The sequence below is a fragment of the Paraburkholderia bannensis NBRC 103871 genome (assembly GCF_000685015.1).
Classification (GTDB): Bacteria; Pseudomonadota; Gammaproteobacteria; order Burkholderiales; family Burkholderiaceae; genus Paraburkholderia; species Paraburkholderia bannensis.
Genome location: NZ_BAYA01000017.1, coordinates 37,143 through 59,099, shown reverse-complemented (window position 1 = coordinate 59,099; position 21,957 = coordinate 37,143). Strand labels below are relative to the sequence as shown.

The following is a 21,957-nucleotide window of genomic DNA, read 5'->3' as shown; positions in this document are numbered from 1 at the left end:
GTGCTTTTAATGTTGTCGGTTCAAGGCAAACGAGGCTCACGCCGGGCGCAGCGAATCGCCTAGCGGCAGCGCGCGGATCGTCGCGCCGGTCGCAGCGGCCAGCGCATTCGCCACGGCGGGTGCGGCGGGCGGCACGCCGGGCTCGCCAATGCCGGTCGGCGCTTCCTTCGACGGCACGATATGCACCTCGACCACCGGCATGCCGCTCATGCGCAGCACCGGGTAATCGTTGAAATTGCCCTGCCGGACATGCCCCTTGTCGAACGTGATGGCCGTGCGCAGGAACGTGAGGCCGAAGCCAATCCCGCCTTCCACCTGGGTCGCGACAATGTCCGGGTTCACGACCATGCCGCAATCGACCGCACACACCACGCGATCCACCGTGAACGCGCCATCGGGCTGCACCGTCACTTCCGCCACCTGCGCGACATAGGTGCCGAACGCCAGTTGCAGCGCGATCCCGCGCCCGCGCCGCGTGCCCTGCGGGCCAGCCTTAAGCGGCGTCGACCAGCCCGCCTTCTGCGCCACGAGTTCCAGCACGCCGCGATGGCGCGGCATGCTCGCGAGCAGCGCGTGACGGAATGCATAGGGATCCTGACCAGCCGCACGCGCGGCTTCGTCCATCATGGTCTCGCCGACAAACGCCGAATGCGTGTGACCGACCGAGCGCATCCACTGCGTCTGCACGGGCAGTTTCGCCTTGTGCTGCGCGACGCGGAAATTGGGAATCGCATAAGGGATATCGGCGGCGCCTTCGACCAGCACCGGATCGATCGAATCGGGCTTGGGCAACTGCATGAAGCTCTGCCCGACCACATCGTGGTTCCACGACACCAGCTTGCCCGCGTGGTCGACGGCCACACGCACCTTGTGCACCGTGAGCGGCCGGTAATAGCCCGCCCGCATGTCGTCCTCGCGCATCCACACGAGTTTCACGGGCGCATTCACGCCCTGCGCGTGCGCCGCGCGCACCACGCGGGCCGCCTCGCGCACGAAGTCCGAATGCGGATTGGCGCGGCGGCCGAAACTGCCGCCCGCATAGAGCTGATGAATCGTCACCTGCTCGGGCTTGAGGCCCAGCTCCTTCGCGGCCATCGCCTGGTCGGCGGTATGCCATTGCTCGCCGTTCCAGATCTCGCAGCGATCGCCCTGCCACTGGATCAGGCAGTTCATCGGCTCCATCGGCGCGTGCGCGAGATAGGGCTGCTCGTAGACGGCCTCGATATATTTGCCGCCTTCCGGCGCGGCCGTGAGCACCTTGCCGCGCTGCTCGGCCACGTTGCCGGGCTGGTCGGCGAGCGTGCGGAACTGGCTGAAGATATCCGTCGAGCTCAACGTGAACGCGTGGCTGTCGTCCCACGTAATGTCGAGCGCGTCGCGGCCCTGGCGCGCGATCCACGTGTTGTGCGCGAGCACGGCCACGCCGCCCTGCACTTCGTCGTCGCCGGGCACCTGCACGACCGCGACCACGCCGCGAATCGCCTTCGCCCTGCTCGCATCGACATGGCGCACCTTGCCGCCCAGACGCGGCGGATGCGCGATCACGGCCACCAGCATGCCGGGCACCTTCATGTCCTGCGTGTAGATGGCCGAGCCGTTCACCTTCGCCGGAATATCGACGCGCTTCGTATTGGGCTTGCCGATCAGCTTGAAATCGGCGGCCTGCTTGACGGCGACTTTCGCGGGCACCGGCTCGCGCGCGGCGGCGCTCACGAACTGGCCGTAACCCGCACGGCGTCCCGAGGCCGCGTGGACGATCACGCCGTCCTCGACCTGCAACGTGGCCGGATCGACCTTCCATTGCTTCGCGGCGGCGCTCACCAGCATCAGGCGCGCGGCGGCGGCGGCTTCGCGCATCTGCTTCCACGCGCCGGCCATCGCCGTGCTGCCGCCCGTGGCCTGGAGCGTCCAGCCGAACGCGGCGAACATGGGATTGGCGTACTTCTTGACGTCGGCGGGCGCGGCCTCGACGCTGACCTTGTCGAGCGACACGTCCAGTTCGTCGGCGGCCAGCGTCGCCAGGCCCGTGAAGGTGCCCTGGCCCATCTCCAGATACTCGGCGATGACCGTGACGTGGCCTTGCGCATCGACGCGGATAAAGGCGTTCGGCTCGAAGCTGAACTGCGTGGCGTTTTTGGCGGGATCGAGCGTGGCCGCAACCGCGAGGCCGCCGCGAAAGCCGACCGCCAGCGTCAGCGCCGACATGCCCGCAAGAAACTGGCGGCGCGAGAGCGTCACGCGTTGCGCGCCCTGTTCGGGTTTCAGGTTACGCATGCTTGAGCGCCTCCGCAGCTTCGTGGATCGCGGCGCGAATCCGCTGATAGGTCGCACAGCGGCAGATGTTGCCGCTCATGGCGTCGTCGATATCGGCATCGGTGGGATTGGGCTTGGTCTTGAGCAGCGCGACCGCCGACATCACCTGCCCCGACTGGCAGTAGCCACACTGGGGCGCCTGCTTTTCGATCCACGCGGCCTGCACGGCCGCGCCGGCTTTCTGTTCGTGAATCGCCTCGATCGTCGTCACGCTGCGGCCCGCGATCGCTCCGATGGGCGTCACGCAGGCGCGCGCGGGCTGGCCGTCCAGATGCACGGTGCAGGCGCCGCACAGCGCCATGCCGCAGCCGAACTTGGTGCCGGTGAGGCCAAGTTCGTCGCGCAGATACCAGAGCAGCGGCATCTCGGCATCGCCATCGAATTGATGACGCTGACCATTAATCACAATGTCTACCATGATCGTCGACCTTTCTTGTGGGGATCGCCGCGTCCTGCGCTCGCGCGCGAACCGGCTGGATGTTGTTGGACTTGTTGAAAGAAATTGCTGAAATACAAGCGCAGAAGGGAACAACGGGACGAGCAAAACCCGCACGCTCGTTCGCGCACGACCTTCCGAGTCTAGTGGCAAGGGCCCCATCCGGCCATGCCGAAAAATCCGCCTTTCGTGCCTGAAAATCTCAAATGAATAACTTTCTATCGGTGCCGGTCGCGTGCGCCCGACTTCATTCATGCGCATCGCGCGAAAGAATCTGCTGACCTGTCTGCATCTTTTCTCACCTCATGCAATTTACGCATGACGCTATGTGTATTCAGCATTGGACGCAGACTTTGCCTCCCCCGAGTATCCGCGTTCGGCATTCAAGCCAGGCCCTGCCGCCGCTATCCGCAGGCGGCCACGCATCGCGCATGACACACGCGCCATGCAGGAAGAGCCGGCGCGAATGCCCGTAACGACGACGGGAATCGCCGCGCAACCCGCTGCGATATCCCGCGATCTGGACATGAGGAGATGACGTGAGCAGTTCTGTAAAACGACATATTGGCCCGTTCGCGCTGATGTTTACCGGCCTTGGGTCGATCATCGGCTCCGGCTGGCTGTTCGGTGCGTGGAAGGCCGCGAAGATTGCAGGCCCCGCTGCGATTTGTGCGTGGATCATCGGCGCCGTGGTCATCCTGGCCATCGCACTCACCTATGCCGAACTCGGCGCGATGTTCCCGGAATCGGGCGGCATGGTTCGCTATGCACGCTACTCGCACGGCGCGCTGGTGGGCTTTATCAGCGCATGGGCCAACTGGATCGCAATTGTTTCGGTGATTCCCATCGAAGCCGAAGCCTCCATTCAATACATGAGCACGTGGCCCTATCCCTGGGCGCACGCGTTGTTCGTGAACGGCGAGCTCACGCATTCAGGCTTGTTCCTTTCCGCGCTGCTCGTGATCGTCTATTTCATGCTGAACTACTGGGGCGTGAAAGTCTTTGCACGCGCCAATAGCGCCATCACGATCTTCAAGTTCATCATTCCGGGCCTGACGATTGCTGGCCTCATGGCGACGGGCTTCCATCACGAGAACTTCGGCGAAGCCAGCACGTTCGCGCCTTATGGCTGGTCGGCCGTGTTCACGGCAGTCGCGACGAGCGGCATCGTGTTCGCGTTCAACGGCTTCCAGAGCCCGATCAATCTCGCAGGCGAAGCGCGCAATCCGTCGAAGAGCGTGCCGTTCGCGGTGATTGGCTCGATTCTCTGCGCGCTCGTGATTTACGTGCTGCTGCAAATCGCGTATATCGGCGCGGTCGAGCCTTCGGACGTCATGAAGGGCTGGAATACGTTCAACTTCAAGTCGCCGTTCGCGGAACTCGCGATTGCACTGAACCTGAACTGGCTCGCAATCCTCCTTTACGTCGATGCGTTTGTCAGCCCGAGCGGCACCGGCACGACCTATATGGCCACGACCTCGCGCATGATCTACGCGATGGAGCGCAACAACACGATGCCCGCGATGTTCGGCAATGTGCATCCGTTCTACGGCGTGCCGCGCCAGGCAATGTGGTTCAACCTGGCCGTGTCGTTCATCTTCATGTTCTTCTTCCGTGGCTGGAGCTCGCTGGCAGCGGTGATTTCCGTCGCCACCGTGATCTCGTACCTCACCGGCCCGATCAGCCTGATGGCGCTCAAGCGCGCCGCCACCGATATCGAGCGCCCGCTGAGCGTGCCGCTCATGAAAGTGATCGCGCCGTTCGCCTTCGTCTGCGCATCGATGATCCTCTATTGGGCCAAGTGGCCGCTGACCGGCGAAATCATCCTGCTGATGGTCGTCGCGCTGCCGGTGTACTTCTACTTCCAGGGCAAGGAAGGCTGGGCGGGCTGGGGCAAAGACCTGAAAGCCGCATGGTGGCTGTGCGCCTACCTGCCGGTGATGGCGGTTCTGTCGCTGATCGGCAGCAAGCAGTTTGGCGGCTATGACGTGATTCCTTACGGCTGGGACATGCTGGTGGTGGCGGTTTTCTCGCTGGGCTTCTACTTCTGGGGCGTGAATTCGGGTTACCGCACGCCGTACCTGGAAGAGCGCGACCGCCTTGCGGAATATGAATCGCTGCCCACCGAAGCCAAGGTGTAATGGCCGATTCTAGTGCCATTCACGGCATCGATTCATGAATCCCATCGATAAGCGTATGCAAGCGTCGCCTCTTAATCGCACGCTCGCACGATGCTAGAGTCGAGGGCGGTGACGGTGTAATCGACACAGCAAAAGAAACGGGACGGCCGGCTTCATGCCAATGGCCGTCCCGTTTCGTTTCTGCGTTACCTTTTGCGCCCGCCGCACGCTCCGCATATACAAAGGATTCCCAATCATGCCGATGACCACATTCAACGCCACGCAAGCCGTTTCGCCCGCGCTCGCCCGCTACACGTCGGACACGGTTCTCGACGGCGTATGGAAGCGCGCGCCGCTTTCGCCGCGCGACCGCAGCATCGTGACGGTCGCGGCGCTCATCGCGCGTCACCATACGGCCGAGCTGCCGTTCCAGGTGCGTCTCGCGCTCGACCACGGCGTCACGCCCGCCGAGCTGTCGGAGCTCGTCACGCATCTCGCGTTTTACTCGGGCTGGGGCACCGCGACGGCGGCCACGGCGATTGTCGGCGAGGCGTTCAAGGAGCGCGGCATCGGCGCAGATCAATTGCCGTGCGCCGACGTCGAAATGCTGCCGCTCAACGAAGCCGCCGAAGCGCAGCGCGAGAAAGTGGTTGGCGAGACCTTCGGCGCCACGGCACCGGGCGTCGTCCACTACACCACAGAAGCGCTGTTCCGCGATCTCTGGCTGCGTCCCGGCCTCGCGCCGCGCGACCGCAGCCTGGTGACGGTGAGCGCGCTGGTGGCCAACGGCCAGAGCGCACAGATTCCGTATCACCTCAATCGTGCGATGGACAATGGCCTGAGCCAGCCCGAAGCCGCCGAGGCGCTCACGCAGCTCGCGTTTTACGCGGGCTGGCCGATGGCGTTTTCGGCCATGCCGGTGTTCAAGGACGTGTTCGAAAAGCGCGCCGCTTGACGGGGCGCGCCTGAGATGGCTAGGCCTGTGCTTCCTGCAGCACAGGCAGAAGCTTTTCGAAGTGGTAGCCAGGCGGGTGGACGTCGCCGAAATCGTGCGCCGAAAGCAGCGTGTATCCGCTCCCGGTATACAGGCCCACGGCCTCAGGCTGGCGCGGCCCGGTGCCGAGGAACACGCGCGTATAGCCCTGACGCGCCGCCTGCGCTTCCAGTTCCACCAGCACGCGGCGCGCGAGGCCCTGGCGGCGCTCGTGGCGGCTGGCCCAGATGCGCTTGAACTCCGCCGTGCCTGCGTCCGCGTGCGGCATGAATGCGCCGCCCGCCACGGCCACCCCATCGCGCAGCAGCAGCACGAAGGCGCCGCGCGGCTGCGCGAAGTCCTCGTCGGGGTAACGCGTCATTTCGTGCGCGAGATCTTCCGGCGCGATCACGTCCGAATAGCGGCTGCGATATTCGTCGGCAAGCTCGGCGAGCAGCGGTTGCGCGCGCGGGTCGCGGACGCTGACATAGACGAACGCCTCGTGCGCCATCAATGCACCTTCGGAAAGCCGTGGCGTTCGGCCAGCAGCGCGAGAATGCGCTTGGGGTCGGTGACGAAGCGCGTGTCGCCGAGCGACAGCGCGTCGTCCGGCACCGGGTGTTCGTCGCCCAGCACGAGCGCGGGCAAGCCTTGATGGGCTTCGTCGAGCGCCGCGATCACGTCGGGACGCGGGCGCGCGAACGCCACGCGCTTCACGTCGAGCCGGGCCGCCCGCGCCGGGTCGCTCGCGAGCAGCCCTTCAATGGATAGGCCGTGCGGGCAGACAAACTGCTCGCCGGGATGTTTCGGGTCGGTGAAGGCGGGTTCCAGCAACAGCAGCAAGTCCTGGCTCATGTGGAGCGGCTCCTTTTATTTGATCAGGATAACGATTTATTCAACACAGCGCATCACGCCGCAATCCGCGTGGACGGCTTGCCTCGTAATACGGGCGCAATCCGCGTGACAAAATCTTCAAGAATCTGACGATAGTTTTCGAACGGCAGATCGTAGGGCAATTCAAGCCGCAACTCGCTCACCTGCGCGAGCACCGGATCGGCCTGCAATTGCTGGAGAATCTCGTCCGACGTGCCGACGATATCGGGCACGAAGACGGTGCGGCGCTCGCCTTTCGGCGCGAGCGTGCGCTCGTGACGTCCCGCGGCAAAGGCGCGATAACGCTCGCGCGTATCGGCATCGGCGCTGTCGAACGGCACGATCACGCGCCCGAGCGCCACGCGCGGCGGCTGCGCGCCGCGCCAGTGCTGCCGGTAAATGTCGAGCTGGCGCAATTGCGCCTCGCGGTAATCGTCGGTGCCCTCGCCCGTCGTGATGTTGCCGATCAGCAGGTTGAAGCCATTGCGCGCGGCCCATTCGACCGAGCGCTGCGAACCGCCGCCATACCACAGGCGCGCGGCCAGCCCCGGCGCATGCGGCGTGATGCGCGGACGCACGCGCCCCGCCGCGGACTCGACGAAGCTGTCCTCGTCGCCCAGCCACTCGCCGCTCAGGTTGCGCCGCAGCCGTTCGACGCGCGCGTGCGTGAAGTCGATCAGCGTGGGATCGGCGTCGAACAGGCGCTCGCCCAACAGCGCGCCATGTCCTGGCGCGCCCGCGCTCAGGCCGACGTTAAGGCGTCCGCCTGAAAGCACGTCCACGCTCGCGAGATCCTCCGCGAGACGAAACGGGTTTTCGTAGCCCATCTGGATCACCGCTGCGCCCAGGCCGATCCGCGTGGTGCGCTGGCTTGCCGCCGCAAGAAACGTCGATGCCGACGACACCGCGTGCTCCAGGTGCCGCTGGCGCACCCAGGCGCTGTCGTAACCCAGTTTCTCGCCGAGTTCAAAGAGTCGGAGCGCGGCCTCGATGCCCGCGCGCGGCGCGTCGTCGCGATAGTTTGCCGGCGTGAGAAAAGCAATGTGTTCGATATGAGCGGCGCACATGGTTCTTGAGTAGGGAATGTGAGTGGTCAGGCGTCACGCAGGCCCGGCGGGTTGGTTTGCGCCTGGGCGACGGCTTCGGATTCGATGGCCCAGCGCGCGAGCGCTGCGCGATACTGGCCGCTATGGATCAGGTTATTCGTCGCAAGCGTGAGCGCGGGCGCAAGGCCGCTGTCCTTGCGCGTGGCGACCGCCACATCGGCGTTATCCGGCCAGCCCGCGTTGACAGTGCCGACCTTGCGGATCCCGCCCTGCGTGGCGGCCTCGTAGGCGAGCGGCGCGTCGGGATTCAGTTCGGCATCGGCGCGACCCGAAACGAGTGCGAGGCGCGACGACGCGCGATCGTCGAAATAGAGCCATTGCGCGGCCTTCAAACCCCGCGCGACGTTGCGCCGGTTCCATTCGATCAGGATGCGCTCCTGGATCGTGCCCGACCCGGTGATGACGCGCAGGCCCGCAATATCCTCAGGTTTGCGAATCGACTGGATCGGGCTATGCGATCCCACGTAAAACGCGTGCAAACCCAGGCGATAAGTCGTGAAGTCGAACTTGCGCTTGCGCGCCTCGGTCACGCCAACGTTTGAGATCACCGCATCGTATTTGCCGCTCGTGAGGCCCAGCGGCCAGTCGGCCCACGCGACGGGGACAAAGTTGATGGCCAGCCCCAGCGCGTCGGCCAGCAGTTGCGCGTAGTCCGGGTCGGCGCCCACGATGCTGCGCGCGTCGGTTGCGTAAGTCGCGATGGGCGGCGCGAATGGCGCGACGGCGACACTCAGCGCGCCTGGCGTGACGAAGCGATATGCCGAAGCAGCGCGCTGCGCCTGCGCGTCGCGTTGCGCACGTGGGCGCCCTCGCTGCTGCGGGCTGAAGTCGAAATCTGCTGCGGAGGCCGCGTGTGCGCGCCGCGCGGGCAACACCAGCGGCGCGGCGCCCACGGCGGCGAGTTTCCACAGGAAATCGCGTCTGGCGTTGATGCTTGCGTTCGCAACTAATTTCTGTCGCCTCATGTCACAGCACCTTGGAGAGAAACTCGCGCGTGCGCGAATGCGCCGGATTGGCGAGCACCTGGGCAGGCGGCCCCGCCTCGACCACGCGGCCGCCGTCCATGAAGACGATGGTGTCCGCGACTTCGCGCGCAAAGCCGATCTCGTGCGTGACGATCACGAGCGTGGAGCCCGAGCGCGCCAACTGGCGAATCACGTCGAGTACTTCGTTGACAAGTTCCGGATCGAGCGCCGAAGTCGGCTCGTCGAACAGCAGCACCTTGGGCTTGAGCGCCAGCGCCCGTGCAATCGCCACGCGCTGCTGCTGGCCGCCGGAGAGCTGACGCGGCCACGCATCGGCCTTGCCCGCAAGGCCTACGCGGGCCAGCAGCGCTCGCGCTTCGGCCTGCGCCTGGGCACGCGGCACACCGGCGGCAATCGGTGCTTCGGTAATGTTGTCGAGCACGCTCAGATGGGGGAACAGGTTGAAGTTCTGGAACACCATGCCCACTTCGGCGCGGTGGCGCAGGATGTCCTTTTCCTTCAGCTCGTAAAGCGTGCGCCCCTCGCGCCGATAACCCACGAGTTCGCCGTCGATATCGATAAAACCGTCGTCGACGCTTTCCAGGTGATTGATCGAGCGCAGCAGCGTGGACTTGCCCGATCCGGACTGGCCGAGAATCACCGTCACGCTGCCCGACGGCACCGTCAACGAAACATTGTCGAGCACCTTCAACGTCCCGAAGCTCTTCGAAACGTTATGGATACCTACACGACCGCCGTGGCGGCGCTGCGCCCAGCCGGCATCCGCGAGCGGTGCAACGTCATGACGCTCATGATGATTTTCGCGGCGGCGCTCGAACGGCTTGAGCAGCAGCGCGGCGAGGGCCGAGCGTTGCGGCTGCGAACGCGTCGCGCCACGCGCATAATGGCGCTCGATATGCACCTGGATGGCGGAGAGCACGGTAAGGATCACGAGATACCAGATGGTCGCCACCATCAGCAAGGGAATCACTTCCAGGTTGCGGTGATAAACAATCTGCACCGTGTAGAACAGATCCGGCATGGCCAGGATATACACCACCGACGTGCCCTTGGCCAGGCCGATTACGTCGTTGAACGCCGTGGGCAGCACCGCTCGCATCGCCTGCGGCAGCACGATGCGCCAGGCCTGACGCGCGTGCGGAAGGCCGAGCGCGGCTGCCGCTTCGCGCTGCCCCTGATCGACCGAGAGCATGCCGCCGCGAAACGCTTCGGCAGCAAACGCCGCGTGATTGAGCGACAGGCCCACCACGGCCGCAAAGAACGGGCTGATGAGATCCGTCGTCGGGCCGCTATAGAACGTCAGGTGCGTGAACGGCACGCCAATCCACACGGTCTCGTACAGGTAGCCCAGGTTATTGAGCAGCAGCAACAGCACAATCGGCGGAATCGAGCGGAACAGCCACACGAACGCCCACGCGCAGCCTGCCAGCAATGGCGAGCGCGAGAGCCGCGCCAGCGCGATCGGCACGGCCAGCGCGAAGCCAATCACCGCACCCACCAGCGTGAGCAGCAAGGTGCGCGACAGGCCCTCCAGGATCGGCTCCGCGAAGAACCATTGTGCAAAGACGCTCCATTCCCAGCGCGGATTGCCCAGCACGGAATGCAGCACCAGCGCGATCAGCACGACCGCGAGCAACGTGCCCGCGGTGCGGGCGCGATGACGCGCGGGCACGACGCGAAAATGCGCGTAATCGTTAGCCTCGTTCGCGGCGTTGTCGCGCGCTGACGAAGGGACGGCGATGTGGGGGATGTCGCTCATGGTTCGATGTTCCTGCTCGATTCGGCTTTTACGTCACTGTGCTTTGGCGAGCGCGTAACGGCTCTCGCGTCGCGGCAGTCCCAGGTGGTCGCGCAGGGTGTCGCCGGTCAGGCGGCGGCTGTAGCGCCCGCGCGCTTCCAGCACCGGAATCACGTGCTTGACGAAATCGTCGAGCCCTTCGGCCTGCACCGGGAAGCCCAGGATGAAGCCATCGGCCGCACCCGCGTCGATCCAGCGGATCAGTTCATCGGCAATCTGCTCGCCGGTGCCGAGGAACTGCGTCTTCGGCGTGGCGACTTCGAGCGCCACTTCGCGCAGCGTCGCGCCGCTGCGTCGCGCTTCGCTCTTGATGCGATCCGTGGTCGAACGGAAGCTGTTGGTGCCCAGGTCGCCCAGTTCGGGGAATGGCTCGTCCAGCGGATATTGCGAGAAGTCGTGGTGCTCGAAGAAGCGGCCCAGGTAAGCGAGTGCGTCCTCGATGCTGAGCAGGTCGCGGATCGCGCGATACTTTTCTTCGGCCTCTTCCCGCGTGTTGCCGACGATAGGCCCGACGCCCGGAAAGATCTTCACGTCGGAAGCGGCACGGCCATGCGCCACGGCACTGGCGCGCACGCGTTCCGCGAACTCGCGCGTTTCCTCCAGCGAGGGCGAATGCGTGAACACCGCATCGGCGTATTTGCCGGCCAGGTCGATGCCCGACTCCGACGAGCCCGCCTGAAAAATCACCGGCTGCCCTTGCGGCGAGCGCTGGATATTCAGCGGCCCCGCCACCTCGAAGAAGTGGCCCTTGTGATCGAGCGTATGGAGCTTGTCGCGCTCGAAGAACTTGCCGCTTACGCGGTCGCGCACGAAGGCGTCGTCGTCCCAGCTGTCCCAGAGGCCTTGCACGACGTCCAGATATTCGTCGGCGATTTCATAGCGCAATTCGTGGTCGGGATGCTCGCCGCCATAGTTTTTCGCCGAGCCTTCCAGCGGCGACGTCACCACGTTCCAGCCCGCACGCCCGCCGCTGATGAGGTCGAGCGAGGCGAACTGGCGCGCCACCGTGAACGGATGGCTGTACGACGTCGAAAGCGTACCCGCGAGGCCGATTTTCGTCGTCGCCGTCGCCAGCGCCGATAGCACCGAAATCGGCTCGAAGCGGTTGAGGAAATGCGGAATCGATTTATCGTTGATATAGAGCCCGTCCGCCACGAAGGCAAACGCCACGCCGTTCGCTTCCGCCTTTTGCGCGATGCCTGTCACGAAGTCGATATTGACGCTCGCGTCCGCCGGGCCGCCCGGATGTTTCCACGCGTTCATGTGGCCGCCCGCGCCGTGCAGCATGATGCCGAAGGTGAGATTGCGTTGTGCGTTGTCAGTCATTTCGGATTCCTTCAATAGTGGGGATGCGGGCGCTCAGACGCGTGCGTCCTGTTCGAGCGGTGCGAGACGCTCGACCGAATCGAGGCGCAGCGCGTAGTCCGCAACCGGCGTATCGATCACGAATTCGTCCACGCCAAAGCGTGCATGCAACGCGTCGAGTTCGGCGCGCACATCGTCGGCGGTGCCCGCGATCACATGGGGATGCAGTTCGTCCAGGCGGTATTCGGAGACGCCGGTCTGGCGCGCGAATTCCGCTGCCGCTTCGGGGCTCGGCAGGTTCACGCTCTGCCCGGTGGCGAGTTGCAGCTTGAAGATGCGTAGCGCGCCAACCTGCGCACGCGCGGCCTCACGCGTGGCGGCCGCGAAGGCAAACAGCGCGAGCAGCGGCGCGCGGCCCGTGGCTTCGCGATAGGCGTCGATCGAGCGCGCGATATTGGCTTCGTCGCCGTTGAAGTGGCCTGCGTAGCAGAAGTCCCAGCCGTGTTTCGCGGCCAGGCGCGCGCTATCGGGGCTGCCGCCCAGCAGCACACGTTGCGGCGCTTCGGGCGGTACGGGCAGCGCGAGCGCGCCAGCCAGCGCGTGATCCTCGGGCACGCCCCATTTGAGGAAGGCGTCCAGTTCCTCAAGTTGCCCCGCGAAATCCGGCTTCTTTGTCTTGTCGTGGAACCATTGCAGCGCGCGCGTCGTGAGCGGCAAGCCGCCCGGCGCCTTGCCCACGCCCAGGTCCACGCGGCCAGGCGCGAGCGACGCCAGCACGCGGAACGATTCGGCGACCTTGAAAGGACTGTAATGTTGCAGCATCACGCCGCCGGAACCCACGCGAATGCGCGACGTATGCGCCAGCAGATGCGAGACGACGATTTCCGGTGCGGAACTCGCGAGTCCCGGCGCGCCGTGATGCTCGGCGATCCAGAAACGCCGGTAGCCGAGTGCTTCGGCGCGCTGCGCAAGTCGAATCGTGAAGCGCAGCGCATCGTGCGCACTCGCGCCTTCGGCGATCGGGCTTTTATCGAGAATGGAAAGAGACCAGGCCATGTCACTCCTTCCCCATGCGTTCATTACGCATAGGTCGAACGGTTTTAAGCGATTACGCGTGGATGGATTTGCAGATCGCTCGATACGCTCCAGACATTATGTCGACGCAATGCGCCGCAGCGTACGAGCGATTTCTGCTATGCATATCAGTGCGCGCGTGCGACCGATAAGTCCGTTTTAATTAAAGCGGTCTAGAACTGATAACGCGCGCGCAGATAATAAAAGCCGCCATTCACGCCCACATTCGACGCGTAGGTGTCGTACTGCACGCCTTCAAGCTGGTTCACATAAGGAATCTTCGACGGATAGACGTCGAACAGATTGTTTGCGCCCACCGCAATCTGGAATTTCTTCGTGACGTCGTAGCGCACTTCAACATCGGTCACGTAGCGCGCGGCGTTTTCGACATGCTGGAACTGCGTGGTCGAAAACGCATTCGGCCCGACGATATAGGTCATTTCGCTGGAGGTGGAGCCGTAGCGCGTTTCATGCAGGCTCACCGCCCATTTGTCGCGATGCCAGGTGCCCCCAATGATGATCTTGTTCTTGGGCGTCGACGTCGTCAGCCAGCCGATCTGCTGCGCATTGAGCGCCGCCGTGCCATTGGCGTTCTTCGCCACGTCCCGCACCGACGTCGTGTTCAGGTTCACGCCCAGATCCCAGTCCACCTGCCCGAAGCGGCCAAAACCCGTGTGATACGTGCCGGTCAGGTCGATGCCGCGCGTGCGCGTGCTGGCGCCGTTGGTGAAATAGCTGGCCGATACCGCCGAGGCCGGCACCGACCCAGGCACCGACAGCCCCGCCGCCTCGATCGCCGCGATTGCATCGGCGCCCGATGCCGTACCGCCCATCACGATGCGATTGCGGATATCGATTTGATAGGCGTCGAGCGTGAGATGCAGGTTGTCGACGGGCTGCAATACGAAGCCCACGTTAAAGTTGGTCGACTCCTCGGGTTTGAGCGACTGCGCGCCAATCAGCTTTGCCGCTGCGGAATTCGCCGCCAGCAGGCCTTGCGCCGAAGCCGGCGAGACATTGACGTTCGTGTAGTACTCCTCGGCGAGCGACGGCGCGCGGAAACCCGTGCTCACGCTGCCGCGAATCGCAAAGCGCGGCGTGAAGTCATAACGCGTCGCGATCTTGCCGTTGGTCGTGTCGCCCACGTCGTTGTAGTGCGCGTAACGGCCGGAGAGATCGATCGTCCATTTCTCGGTGAGCTTCGTCGCCAGATCGATATAGGTGCCGAACACGTTGCGCGAGTTGTCGCTCGCGCTCACGGGCGACAGGCCCGGCAGCGCCTGCGCCCCGCCGTCGAGGTACGAATACAGGTCGCCCGCGCCTACCGTATAGGTCTCGCGCCGCTCTTCCACGCCGAACGACACGTGCAGCGGCCCGGCCAGCAACGGCAGGTTGAACGCGCGCGAGAAGTCCAGGTTGTTCGTGAGCTGCGTGTTGCTCACGGTCGCCAGGTGGAACGTGGTGGGCGTGAAGCCTTGCGCCGCATACAGGCCGGTGTTGGCGGAATCGACCATGCCCATGTTGTCGTGGTCGCCGCCATAGGTCGTGCTCAAGTCCCACGACCAGCCGAACAGATTGTCGCCCTTGATGCCCGCCGTGATCGAATAGTCGTTCTCGTTGACGGTTTCCTGCGGCGTGAAGCCGTTCGGATAGATCGACGGCAGCACGGATGGCGGACGATAGTTCTGGTAGGCGCTGGCGTTACGGTGCGCGTAGGTGCCGAAGCCGTAAAGCTCGACGTCATCGCCCAGGTAATAGCCCGCGTTGAAACCCACCGATTCGCGCGTGGCGGACGGATCGCCCAGCATGCGGTTGTAATAGCCCTGGCCCTGCGGGAAGCTGCCGAAGTAATCGTCGGGGCCGGTGCGCACGGTATGGTTCTGGCGCGCGTATTCCGCGCTCAGGTCGAGAAAGCCTTTGTCGCCCAGGTTAAAACCGATATTCGCCGATTCGGCGTTCTTCAGGCCGTCGCCCGCATAGGTCTGGCCGGTCGTCGACGTGACTTCGCCGCCGTGCGACGCGCGCTTCAGGATGATGTTGATGACGCCCGCGATGGCGTCGGAGCCGTATTGCGCCGCCGCGCCGTCGCGCAGGATCTCGATGTGGTCGATCAGCGCGATGGGAATCGTGTCCACGTCCACGCCGGTTGCGCCCTGATTCAGGCCGCCGTCCAGCGAGATATTCGCAGTCGTGTGGCGACGCTTGCCGTTCACGAGCACCAGCACGTGATCGGGGCTCAAGCCGTGCAGCGAGAGCGTGTTGGTCAGCATCGCGGCGTCGCCCGCGTAGGTCTCGTGACCGATCGACGGCGAAAGCTGCACGAGTGCATCGCGCAGGTTGGTCTGGCCGGTCGAGCGCAGTTGCTGCCCGCTGATGACGTCCACGGGCGTGAGGCTCTTGCTCGCCTTCGTTTCGCTGCGGCTGCCGGTCACCACGACGGTGTCCTGTTGCACGGTGTTGTTTGCGGTGCCGCTTGCACTGCTGCTTGCACTGCTGCTTGCGGCGGCGGCCGGTGCGGCCGCTTCCTGCGCCCAGGCCGCACCATTGCAGGCCAGCACCATTACAGCAGCCGAAAGCGCCGTCCTGCGCACGCGCGGTGTGGTTCTCGCCGACCTGAAACCCGAAGCATTGGATTTGTTTTTTGTTTTCATTCGAACAACTTATTAATTAATTTATACCTGATTTCAATGCGCCGGCATCCCCCTGCTTCTAGCGATTTCTGGCGAAATCCGGGAACGTCGGCGCCCGTTCCCGAACGACGCACTCAAGGTTCGTTGCCTACCAGCCCTATCTTCGTTGCGCCTTCGCGCTGCGCCGCCGCCATGACCTGGGCGACCGCGCTGTACGGCGCGGCCTTGTCCGGCGACAGATGGATCTCGGGCTGATCGGCCTGGGCCGCGACTTCAGCCATGTGGCGTTCGAGATCCGCGCCTGCGGCCAGCGGCGCACCGTTCCACTGCAGCGCACCGCCTGGGCCAATATCGATCTGCACGACCGGCGGCGGCGTGGCGGGCGGTGGCGGGCTGTCCACCGGCAGGTTCATCTTCACCGCGTGCATCTGGATCGGGATCGTGATGATGAGCATGATCAGCAGCACCAGCATCACGTCGATGAGCGGCGTCGTGTTGATGTCAACCAGCACGTCCGGCTCGTCGCTGCCCGATGGGACATTCATCGCCATCGTCTTGACTCCTTGATTAACCGCCGCGCGCTGGCGGCTGGGTGATGAACGAAACCTTCGCAATGCCTGCACGTTCGCAGGTGCTCACCACGCGCGCGATGTACTCGTAGCGCGTTGCCTGGTCGCCGCGTACGTGAACCTCGGGCTGCGGGTCGCGCTGCGAGATGCCTTTCAGTTGCGTGAGCAACGTTGTGGCGTCCACGCGCTTCTCGTTCCAGAACAGGTCGCCGTCCTTGTCCACGGCGATCTCGATGCTGTCCGGCTTCGTCTGCAGCGGGTTGACCGTTTCCTTCGGCAACTGCACCGGCACGGTGTGCGTGACCACCGGAATCGTGATGAGGAAGATAATCAGCAAGACCAGCATCACGTCCACGAGCGGGGTCGTGTTGATGGAGGCGATCACCTCGTCTTCGCCGCCGTCCTGCGCTACGTTCATGGCCATGGCGCGCGTGCTCAGTGTGCGTTGACGACCGCGCGCACCGGGCGCTTGCGGCCCCCGGCCAGCAGCACCGTGTGCAGTTGCGCGCCAAAGCCGCGCACGCGTTCCATCAGCGACTTGTTACGGCGCACGAGGAAGTTGTAGCCCAGCACCGCCGGCACGGCCACGGCCAGACCCACGGCGGTCATGATGAGCGCCTCGCCCACCGGCCCCGCCACCTTGTCGATCGACGCCTGGCCCGCAATGCCAATCGCCGTGAGCGCGTGATAGATGCCCCAGACCGTGCCGAACAGGCCGACGAACGGCGCCGTCGATCCCACCGTGGCGAGGAACGCCAGGCCGTCTTGCAGGCGATTCGACACATTGGAGCTGGCGCGGTCGATCGACACCTGGATCCACGTGTTGCGGTCGACTTCTTCGAGCAGCGCTTCCTCGTGATGCTCAGCGGCTTCAAGACCGGTCTCCGCGATAAAGCGGAACGGCGAGTTGTCGTCGAGATCGGCTACGCCCACTGCCAGCGACGGCGCGCTCCAGAGCTGGGCGTCAGCCGACTTGGCGCGGCGCGCGGCGCGCGCCTGCTCGACGAACTTGGTGATCATGATGTACCAGCTGCCCATCGACATCACGACCAGCACCACCAGCACGAAACGCGCGACAAAGTCGCCGTTGGCCCACAGTGCGCCCAGGCCGTAGGGGTTGGCATCCGGCGCGTTCGCAGCGCTTTGCGCCCACACGAGCGGCGAAGCCAGCAGCGCGGCCGCACCAGCCGCCGCGGAAATCAGGCCGCCGGAACGTGCGGCAAGGGTTTGCTTCTTCATGGTTGCTCCAGTAAATCGCTTAATTCAGGTTGAACGAAAACGGCACCTGCACACGCACGGGCTGGCCCTGCGAGATGCAATTGAACTTCTTGACGGTGTTGAAGGCCGCGCGGTCGAGCAAGGGATCGGCGGACTTCTCGACCTTCTCTTCCGTCACATGACCCTGCGCATCCACCACGAACGAGATCAGCACGTCGCCGGTGATGTTGTTGTCCTGCGCTTCCTCCGGGTACACCATCGCCGCGCGCACCTTGTCCGAATTCGGGCACACAACACCGGCTTCGTGACTCACCGGCTTCGCGGGTGCGGGCGGCGCTGGAGGCGCGACGGGTGCCGGCGGCGCGGGCGGCGCCGGTTCCTCCGACTGATGCGTGATGGTGGGCGCGGGCGGCGCGACGACCGGCACCTCGGGCTTGGGCACGTAGGGCGCGACGCGTTTAGGCGGCGCAACAGGCCTGGACGGCGGCAGCTTGATCGTGGGAACAGGCGGCGGAGGCGGCGGCTTCACCGTCTCCAGGATCCGCACTTCCACCGGCTTCTGGATGACCTGCACGACCTTGGTCGCAAGGCCGTTGAGCAAGGCCCAGATCAGCACGACGTGCAACAGCAGCACGGCGGCGATACCGGCATAACGACGCACCGATCCCTGCTTGCGCGCCCCGTATTGCCGCGGGCGTGCTGCCCATTTCCCCGCGACGACCACTGAGTCCGACATGAAGCGCTCCTTCTATTTCTATGGACTACAAACTGTTTGTGAGTCGTGCCGTGCGAAACCGGTACGGCACGCGTGCTGCGTCAGGTCTTCGGCAAGCCCGGCGGATTGGTCGAGGCGCGCTCGATCGCTTCCGAATCCAGGTTCCAGCGATCCAGCACCTGGCGATACTTGCCGTCGCGAATCAGTTCGTTCAGTGTCTGCGTGAGCGGGTCGGCAAGACCGCTGCCCTTGCGGGTGGTGATCGCCACTTCGGCGGTGCGCGGCCAGCCGCCGCTCACCGTGCCCACCAGCCGCGTCTTGCCCTGCGTGGCCGCCTGCCAGGCGAGCACGGCGTTCACGCTGAAGATCGCGTCGGCGCGGCCCGACTGCAGCGCGAGCGTGCGCACCGCATCGTCGTCGTAGTACTGCACGCTCACCGGCTTGAGGCCGTGCGCCACGTTCTCCTTGTCCCATTCGAGCAGCACCTTCTCCTGGTTGGTGCCCGCATCGGTGATGATGCGCAGGCCCGCGACGTCCTTCGGCTCGCGGATCGACTTGATCGCGCTGTCCTTGCGCACGTAGAAGCCCACTTCATCGCGGCGATAGGTCGAGAAGTCGAACTTCTCCTTGCGCTCCTCCGTGACGGTCACGTTGGAGACCACCGCGTCGACCTTGCCCGATTGCAGCGCGAGCGGCCAGTCCGGCCACGCGAGCACGACGAGCTTGAGCTTGCGGCCCAGGCTGTCCGCGACGACCTGCGAGAGATCGACGTCGAAACCCACGACCGTTTTCGCGTCGGTGGCGTAGGTGCTGATGGGCGGCAGCGCGGGCACGATGCCGATCGTGAGCGTGTCCTTGTCGACGAAATTGAAGCGCGCCGGCACGGTCTTGATGATCGCGGGATCGGCATTGGCGCGCACGCGGCCTTGCTGCTGCGGGCTCAGGTCGAACGAGGTCGCGGCAAGGGCCAGGCTGGCCGCGCCAAGCGTCAGTGCGCCCGCAAGCGCGACGAATGTCTGTTTGAGTTTCATGATGGCGATTCAGGCAGGTCGGGAATTAAGGAAGCGGCTCAATGCTGTGCGCCGAGCGGCTCGCGCGGGCGCAAGTCATCGAGCGTGTCGATCGAGCGCGGATTCACAAGGTCTTTGGCAAACGGCAGGTGGACATGCACCTCAGGCGCAATCGCCCGGTCGAATAGCGGCGTATAACCCGAATCGATATAGAGGCCCCACGCTTCCGGCTGCTTGAAACCGGTGGTGAGATACACGCGCCGATAGCCCTGGCGCAGCGCCCGCGCTTCGAGTTCTTCCACGACGCGGCGCGCGAGTCCCTGGCGGCGCTGGTCTTCGCGCGTCCAGATGCGCTTGAGTTCGGCCGTGTGAGCGTCGTAACGTTTGAACGCGCCGCCGCCCACGGTTTCCCCATCGCGCTCGACGACGATGAAGGCGCCTTCAGGCGGCGCGAACAGTTCGGCGGGATAGCGCGCGAGTTCCGCTGCGGCCGACGCATCGCTATCGGGACGGAAAGCGCGGTAACGCGTGGCGTATTCCTGCGTGAGCGCGTCGATCAAAGGCTGCGCGACGGGGTCGAGCGGCGACGTGTCGAAAATGCGGTAGCTCATGGTCGTTGCATTCGTAAAGGGCGAGGATCCGGCGCAACGTCGTCGGTAAATGTGACGACTGCTGGGGTTGCGACAAGATTAGCCCTTCGATGAATACAGATTAACCAAGCATTTCTAATATCTTTATCGAATCCGTTTTATGGATTGACCGGATATTCACGCAAGCGGTTTATTCGTCCGGCGCCGCATGTTTTCCGCCATTCGATTAGCGTCGAATGGCGTTGCATTGCGCGTTATACAGGCTGCGCCAGATGGAAAAGGCAGTCGCCGCGTTGCACGGCGGCCATCGCACGCTGGCACACGACTTCACCTTCCGCTTCGAAAGAAACGGTCACGGGTTCGCGCAACGGCGTATCGGGAAAGTGAATGCGCGCTGCGGGCTGTCCCGCGCTCACCCGCTGGCCGAGTTGCACGAGCGGTTCATAGACGCCGCGTTCATAGGCATAGACATAATGCGCTGCGCCTGCTACGCGATAAAAACGTGTGTCCCCTGGCGGCGTAGCAGGCACGAGCGGCCCGTCGAGCACACCGATCTTGCCCAGCAGATGCAGCACGCCTGCGCGCGCCTCTTGCAGTAATTGCGGCTGCACGATGCCTGCTCCGCCCAGCTCAGTGACAATCGACAGCGCGCCCTGACGTCGTGCAGCGCTGGCAGAGTGCACCGGATTCTCCGGATGCAAAAATGCGCGCGGCATGCCGAACGCGGCAAGCGTCGCGCGCAGACGGCTATTTTCATCGGCATTACGTGGCTCGATCGCCAGCATGTTCGCGCCGTGATAAATCAGCGAACTGCCGCCCGAATGGAAATCAAGCAGATATTGCGAACGCGAAAGCAGCGTGTGCTCGATATAGTCCGCAATAACGGCGGTGGGCTCGCCTTGCGGATCGCCGGGAAAACTGCGGTTCAGATTGCCGCCGTCTATCGGCGACGTACGCAAGCCCGCGTCTGCTGCGGGGAAATTCGCCATCGACAAAAAGATCAACTGGCCTTGCACCCATTGCGGCTCGATCTCGCGCAGCAGTTGCGCGACGAGAAGCTGCCCTTCGTATTCGTCGCCGTGATTGCCGCCCATCAATAACACCGTCGGGCCGGAGCCATTGCGGATCGAACCGACTGGAATCGGGATCCAGCCATAAGCGGAACGATGCACCGAATGCGGCAGACGCAGATAGCCGGTGTGACGCCCGTTGGCGTCGAAGTCGATTTCACTGCGGATGGGGTTGCCCATGCGGTTCCTCTTTGATTGGCGTTTCGATAGCTAAACCGGCGCATTCTGGACGATGTGCGCCGCGATGCCTACCAAGCATTGCGCGGATCAATATGAAAGTCTTGAGCGCTTGCGCAACGAATTTCGCTAAGCGCACGCGGGAATGTCGATAGCAGAAATGCTGCTTTGACGCCGCCACGCAGGCTCTCTAGACTGGGCTCCATCTTGTTATAACAAGTTGACCATGTCACAGAACAAGCTCGTCGCCCTGCCGCCCCAGCCGCTCTATGCAAAGATCAAGGACACGCTGCGCACGCGCATCCTCGATGGTACTTACGCGCCGCACAGCCAGATGCCGTCCGAACACGAACTCTGCGCGCTTTTTGGCGTGAGCCGCATCACCGTGCGTCAGGCGCTGGGCGACCTGCAAAAGGAAGGACTCGTGTTCCGCCTGCATGGCAAGGGCACGTTCGTGTCCAAACCCAAGGCGTTCCAGAACGTGACCTCGCTGCAAGGTTTCGCGGAGGCGATGACGTCGATGGGCTACGAGATCGTCAATCAGCTGCGCTCGTTTCGCGTCGTCAAGGCCAGCCGCCATGTCGCGCAAAAGCTGAACCTGGCTGAAGGCGACAACGTGGTCGAGATCCATCGCGTGCGCCTGCTGAACCGCGAGCCGGTTTCGCTCGAACTCACGTGGCTGCCCGAAGCGCTGGGCAAGCGCCTGGCCAGCGCCGATCTCGCCGCCCGCGACATCTTCCTGATCCTGGAGAACGACTGCGGCGTGGCGCTCGGTCATGCCGATGTGTCGATCGACGCCATGCTTGCCGACGACGACATGGTCGATGCGCTGCGCGTGCAGGAAGGCAGCCCGGTGCTGCGCATCGAGCGCACCACGCACGACGCCAGCGGCACGCCGATCGATTTCGAGTATCTCTACTTCCGCGGCGACGCGTTCCAGTACCGACTGCGCGTGGATCGCGACAAGCACGCCTCGCACAAAGCCAATCCTTAA

The 21,957-nt window shown here is 64.3% G+C and carries 21 protein-coding genes; 4 read left to right on the top strand and 17 right to left on the bottom strand.

The genetic code is table 11. The annotated features are described in order from the left end of the window. Window positions 1–36 precede the first annotated feature (36 nt). Window positions 37–2,274 carry a xanthine dehydrogenase family protein molybdopterin-binding subunit gene (locus BBA01S_RS24650; RefSeq protein WP_027818778.1) on the bottom strand — a complete coding sequence of 746 codons (2,238 nt, stop codon included), beginning with the start codon at window positions 2,272–2,274 and terminating at the stop codon, window positions 37–39. Then, window positions 2,267–2,731 (bottom strand): (2Fe-2S)-binding protein, encoded by a 465-nt coding sequence (locus BBA01S_RS24645; RefSeq protein ID WP_027818777.1) that lies wholly within the window; start codon window positions 2,729–2,731, stop codon window positions 2,267–2,269. Before BBA01S_RS24645 ends, BBA01S_RS24650 begins: the two co-directional genes overlap by 8 nt. A 557-nt stretch (window positions 2,732–3,288) precedes the next feature. Between BBA01S_RS24645 and BBA01S_RS42580 the strand changes: the two genes are divergently transcribed. Then, the gene (locus BBA01S_RS42580; protein ID WP_042297836.1) at window positions 3,289–4,890 is read left to right on the top strand and encodes an APC family permease; all 1,602 of its coding nucleotides are present in this window, start codon (window positions 3,289–3,291) and stop codon (window positions 4,888–4,890) included. A 235-nt stretch (window positions 4,891–5,125) separates the two neighbouring features. Beyond that, the gene (locus BBA01S_RS24635) at window positions 5,126–5,824 is read left to right on the top strand and encodes a carboxymuconolactone decarboxylase family protein (RefSeq protein ID WP_027818776.1); all 699 of its coding nucleotides are present in this window, start codon (window positions 5,126–5,128) and stop codon (window positions 5,822–5,824) included. A 19-nt stretch (window positions 5,825–5,843) separates the two neighbouring features. On the opposite strand, the gene BBA01S_RS24630 is transcribed toward BBA01S_RS24635, so the two are convergent. The 8 genes from BBA01S_RS24630 to BBA01S_RS42570 all read right to left on the bottom strand — a co-directional run bounded on the left by BBA01S_RS24630 (window position 5,844) and on the right by BBA01S_RS42570 (window position 15,419). Beyond that, complete coding sequence (locus BBA01S_RS24630; RefSeq protein ID WP_042297835.1) at window positions 5,844–6,353, bottom strand: GNAT family N-acetyltransferase; 510 nt, start codon at window positions 6,351–6,353, stop codon at window positions 5,844–5,846. Then, window positions 6,353–6,697: a DUF3088 domain-containing protein gene (locus BBA01S_RS24625; RefSeq protein WP_027818774.1), complete on the bottom strand. Its 345-nt coding sequence runs from the start codon at window positions 6,695–6,697 to the stop codon at window positions 6,353–6,355. The genes BBA01S_RS24630 and BBA01S_RS24625 overlap by 1 nt, the downstream gene beginning before the upstream one ends. 53 nt (window positions 6,698–6,750) lie before the next feature. Then, window positions 6,751–7,782: an LLM class flavin-dependent oxidoreductase gene (locus BBA01S_RS24620; RefSeq protein ID WP_027818773.1), complete on the bottom strand. Its 1,032-nt coding sequence runs from the start codon at window positions 7,780–7,782 to the stop codon at window positions 6,751–6,753. Window positions 7,783–7,808: 26 nt separating this feature from the next. Beyond that, window positions 7,809–8,786: an ABC transporter substrate-binding protein gene (locus BBA01S_RS24615; protein ID WP_042297834.1), complete on the bottom strand. Its 978-nt coding sequence runs from the start codon at window positions 8,784–8,786 to the stop codon at window positions 7,809–7,811. A gap of 1 nt (window position 8,787) precedes the next feature. After that, a complete protein-coding gene (locus BBA01S_RS48475; RefSeq protein WP_084162517.1) occupies window positions 8,788–10,566 on the bottom strand; it encodes an amino acid ABC transporter permease/ATP-binding protein in 1,779 nt (592 codons plus the stop codon). A 33-nt stretch (window positions 10,567–10,599) separates the two neighbouring features. Continuing rightward, complete coding sequence (locus BBA01S_RS24600) at window positions 10,600–11,931, bottom strand: LLM class flavin-dependent oxidoreductase (RefSeq protein ID WP_027818771.1); 1,332 nt, start codon at window positions 11,929–11,931, stop codon at window positions 10,600–10,602. Window positions 11,932–11,964: 33 nt separating this feature from the next. Next, complete coding sequence (locus tag BBA01S_RS24595) at window positions 11,965–12,966, bottom strand: LLM class flavin-dependent oxidoreductase (RefSeq protein ID WP_027818770.1); 1,002 nt, start codon at window positions 12,964–12,966, stop codon at window positions 11,965–11,967. Window positions 12,967–13,157: 191 nt separating this feature from the next. Beyond that, complete coding sequence (locus BBA01S_RS42570; protein WP_245641570.1) at window positions 13,158–15,419, bottom strand: TonB-dependent receptor plug domain-containing protein; 2,262 nt, start codon at window positions 15,417–15,419, stop codon at window positions 13,158–13,160. Here BBA01S_RS42570 and BBA01S_RS48145 point away from each other — a divergent pair. Beyond that, a complete protein-coding gene (locus BBA01S_RS48145) occupies window positions 15,382–15,651 on the top strand; it encodes a hypothetical protein (RefSeq protein ID WP_245641569.1) in 270 nt (89 codons plus the stop codon). The two genes, BBA01S_RS42570 and BBA01S_RS48145, sit on opposite strands and share 38 nt — an antisense overlap. A 97-nt stretch (window positions 15,652–15,748) precedes the next feature. On the opposite strand, the gene BBA01S_RS24585 is transcribed toward BBA01S_RS48145, so the two are convergent. The 7 genes from BBA01S_RS24585 to BBA01S_RS24555 form a co-directional block, all read right to left on the bottom strand. Continuing rightward, window positions 15,749–16,165, bottom strand: a complete 417-nt coding sequence (locus BBA01S_RS24585; protein WP_027818769.1) for an ExbD/TolR family protein — start codon at window positions 16,163–16,165, stop codon at window positions 15,749–15,751. Window positions 16,166–16,181: 16 nt separating this feature from the next. After that, window positions 16,182–16,607 carry an ExbD/TolR family protein gene (locus BBA01S_RS24580; protein ID WP_027818768.1) on the bottom strand — a complete coding sequence of 142 codons (426 nt, stop codon included), beginning with the start codon at window positions 16,605–16,607 and terminating at the stop codon, window positions 16,182–16,184. A gap of 11 nt (window positions 16,608–16,618) precedes the next feature. Further along, a complete protein-coding gene (locus tag BBA01S_RS24575) occupies window positions 16,619–17,422 on the bottom strand; it encodes a MotA/TolQ/ExbB proton channel family protein (protein WP_027818767.1) in 804 nt (267 codons plus the stop codon). Window positions 17,423–17,441: 19 nt separating this feature from the next. Beyond that, window positions 17,442–18,137, bottom strand: a complete 696-nt coding sequence (locus tag BBA01S_RS24570) for an energy transducer TonB (protein ID WP_042297832.1) — start codon at window positions 18,135–18,137, stop codon at window positions 17,442–17,444. Between the two features lie 80 nt (window positions 18,138–18,217). After that, window positions 18,218–19,147, bottom strand: a complete 930-nt coding sequence (locus BBA01S_RS24565) for an ABC transporter substrate-binding protein (protein WP_042297831.1) — start codon at window positions 19,145–19,147, stop codon at window positions 18,218–18,220. Between the two features lie 38 nt (window positions 19,148–19,185). Beyond that, complete coding sequence (locus BBA01S_RS24560) at window positions 19,186–19,737, bottom strand: GNAT family N-acetyltransferase (protein WP_027818764.1); 552 nt, start codon at window positions 19,735–19,737, stop codon at window positions 19,186–19,188. Window positions 19,738–19,970: 233 nt separating this feature from the next. Beyond that, entirely contained in the window at window positions 19,971–20,966 is a 996-nt protein-coding gene (locus tag BBA01S_RS24555) for a succinylglutamate desuccinylase/aspartoacylase family protein (protein WP_027818763.1), read from the bottom strand. Window positions 20,967–21,189: 223 nt separating this feature from the next. Between BBA01S_RS24555 and BBA01S_RS24550 the strand changes: the two genes are divergently transcribed. Beyond that, window positions 21,190–21,957 (top strand): GntR family transcriptional regulator, encoded by a 768-nt coding sequence (locus tag BBA01S_RS24550; protein WP_027818762.1) that lies wholly within the window; start codon window positions 21,190–21,192, stop codon window positions 21,955–21,957.

Excerpts from the sequence above, each read along its gene's own strand:
- BBA01S_RS24560 (WP_027818764.1), bottom strand. The coding sequence starts at position 19,737 with ATGAGCTACCGCATTTTCGACACGTCGCCGCTCGACCCCGTCGCGCAG.
- BBA01S_RS24565 (WP_042297831.1), bottom strand. The coding sequence starts at position 19,147 with ATGAAACTCAAACAGACATTCGTCGCGCTTGCGGGCGCACTGACGCTT.
- BBA01S_RS48475 (WP_084162517.1), bottom strand. The coding sequence starts at position 10,566 with ATGAGCGACATCCCCCACATCGCCGTCCCTTCGTCAGCGCGCGACAAC.
- BBA01S_RS24635 (WP_027818776.1), top strand. The coding sequence starts at position 5,126 with ATGCCGATGACCACATTCAACGCCACGCAAGCCGTTTCGCCCGCGCTC.
- BBA01S_RS24600 (WP_027818771.1), bottom strand. The coding sequence starts at position 11,931 with ATGACTGACAACGCACAACGCAATCTCACCTTCGGCATCATGCTGCAC.
- BBA01S_RS24580 (WP_027818768.1), bottom strand. The coding sequence starts at position 16,607 with ATGGCCATGAACGTAGCGCAGGACGGCGGCGAAGACGAGGTGATCGCC.
- BBA01S_RS24585 (WP_027818769.1), bottom strand. The coding sequence starts at position 16,165 with ATGGCGATGAATGTCCCATCGGGCAGCGACGAGCCGGACGTGCTGGTT.
- BBA01S_RS24570 (WP_042297832.1), bottom strand. The coding sequence starts at position 18,137 with ATGTCGGACTCAGTGGTCGTCGCGGGGAAATGGGCAGCACGCCCGCGG.
- BBA01S_RS24550 (WP_027818762.1), top strand. The coding sequence starts at position 21,190 with ATGTCACAGAACAAGCTCGTCGCCCTGCCGCCCCAGCCGCTCTATGCA.
- BBA01S_RS24595 (WP_027818770.1), bottom strand. The coding sequence starts at position 12,966 with ATGGCCTGGTCTCTTTCCATTCTCGATAAAAGCCCGATCGCCGAAGGC.
- BBA01S_RS24620 (WP_027818773.1), bottom strand. The coding sequence starts at position 7,782 with ATGTGCGCCGCTCATATCGAACACATTGCTTTTCTCACGCCGGCAAAC.
- BBA01S_RS24625 (WP_027818774.1), bottom strand. The coding sequence starts at position 6,697 with ATGAGCCAGGACTTGCTGCTGTTGCTGGAACCCGCCTTCACCGACCCG.
- BBA01S_RS24650 (WP_027818778.1), bottom strand. The coding sequence starts at position 2,274 with ATGCGTAACCTGAAACCCGAACAGGGCGCGCAACGCGTGACGCTCTCG.
- BBA01S_RS24555 (WP_027818763.1), bottom strand. The coding sequence starts at position 20,966 with ATGGGCAACCCCATCCGCAGTGAAATCGACTTCGACGCCAACGGGCGT.
- BBA01S_RS24630 (WP_042297835.1), bottom strand. The coding sequence starts at position 6,353 with ATGGCGCACGAGGCGTTCGTCTATGTCAGCGTCCGCGACCCGCGCGCG.
- BBA01S_RS24575 (WP_027818767.1), bottom strand. The coding sequence starts at position 17,422 with ATGAAGAAGCAAACCCTTGCCGCACGTTCCGGCGGCCTGATTTCCGCG.
- BBA01S_RS24645 (WP_027818777.1), bottom strand. The coding sequence starts at position 2,731 with ATGGTAGACATTGTGATTAATGGTCAGCGTCATCAATTCGATGGCGAT.
- BBA01S_RS24615 (WP_042297834.1), bottom strand. The coding sequence starts at position 8,786 with ATGAGGCGACAGAAATTAGTTGCGAACGCAAGCATCAACGCCAGACGC.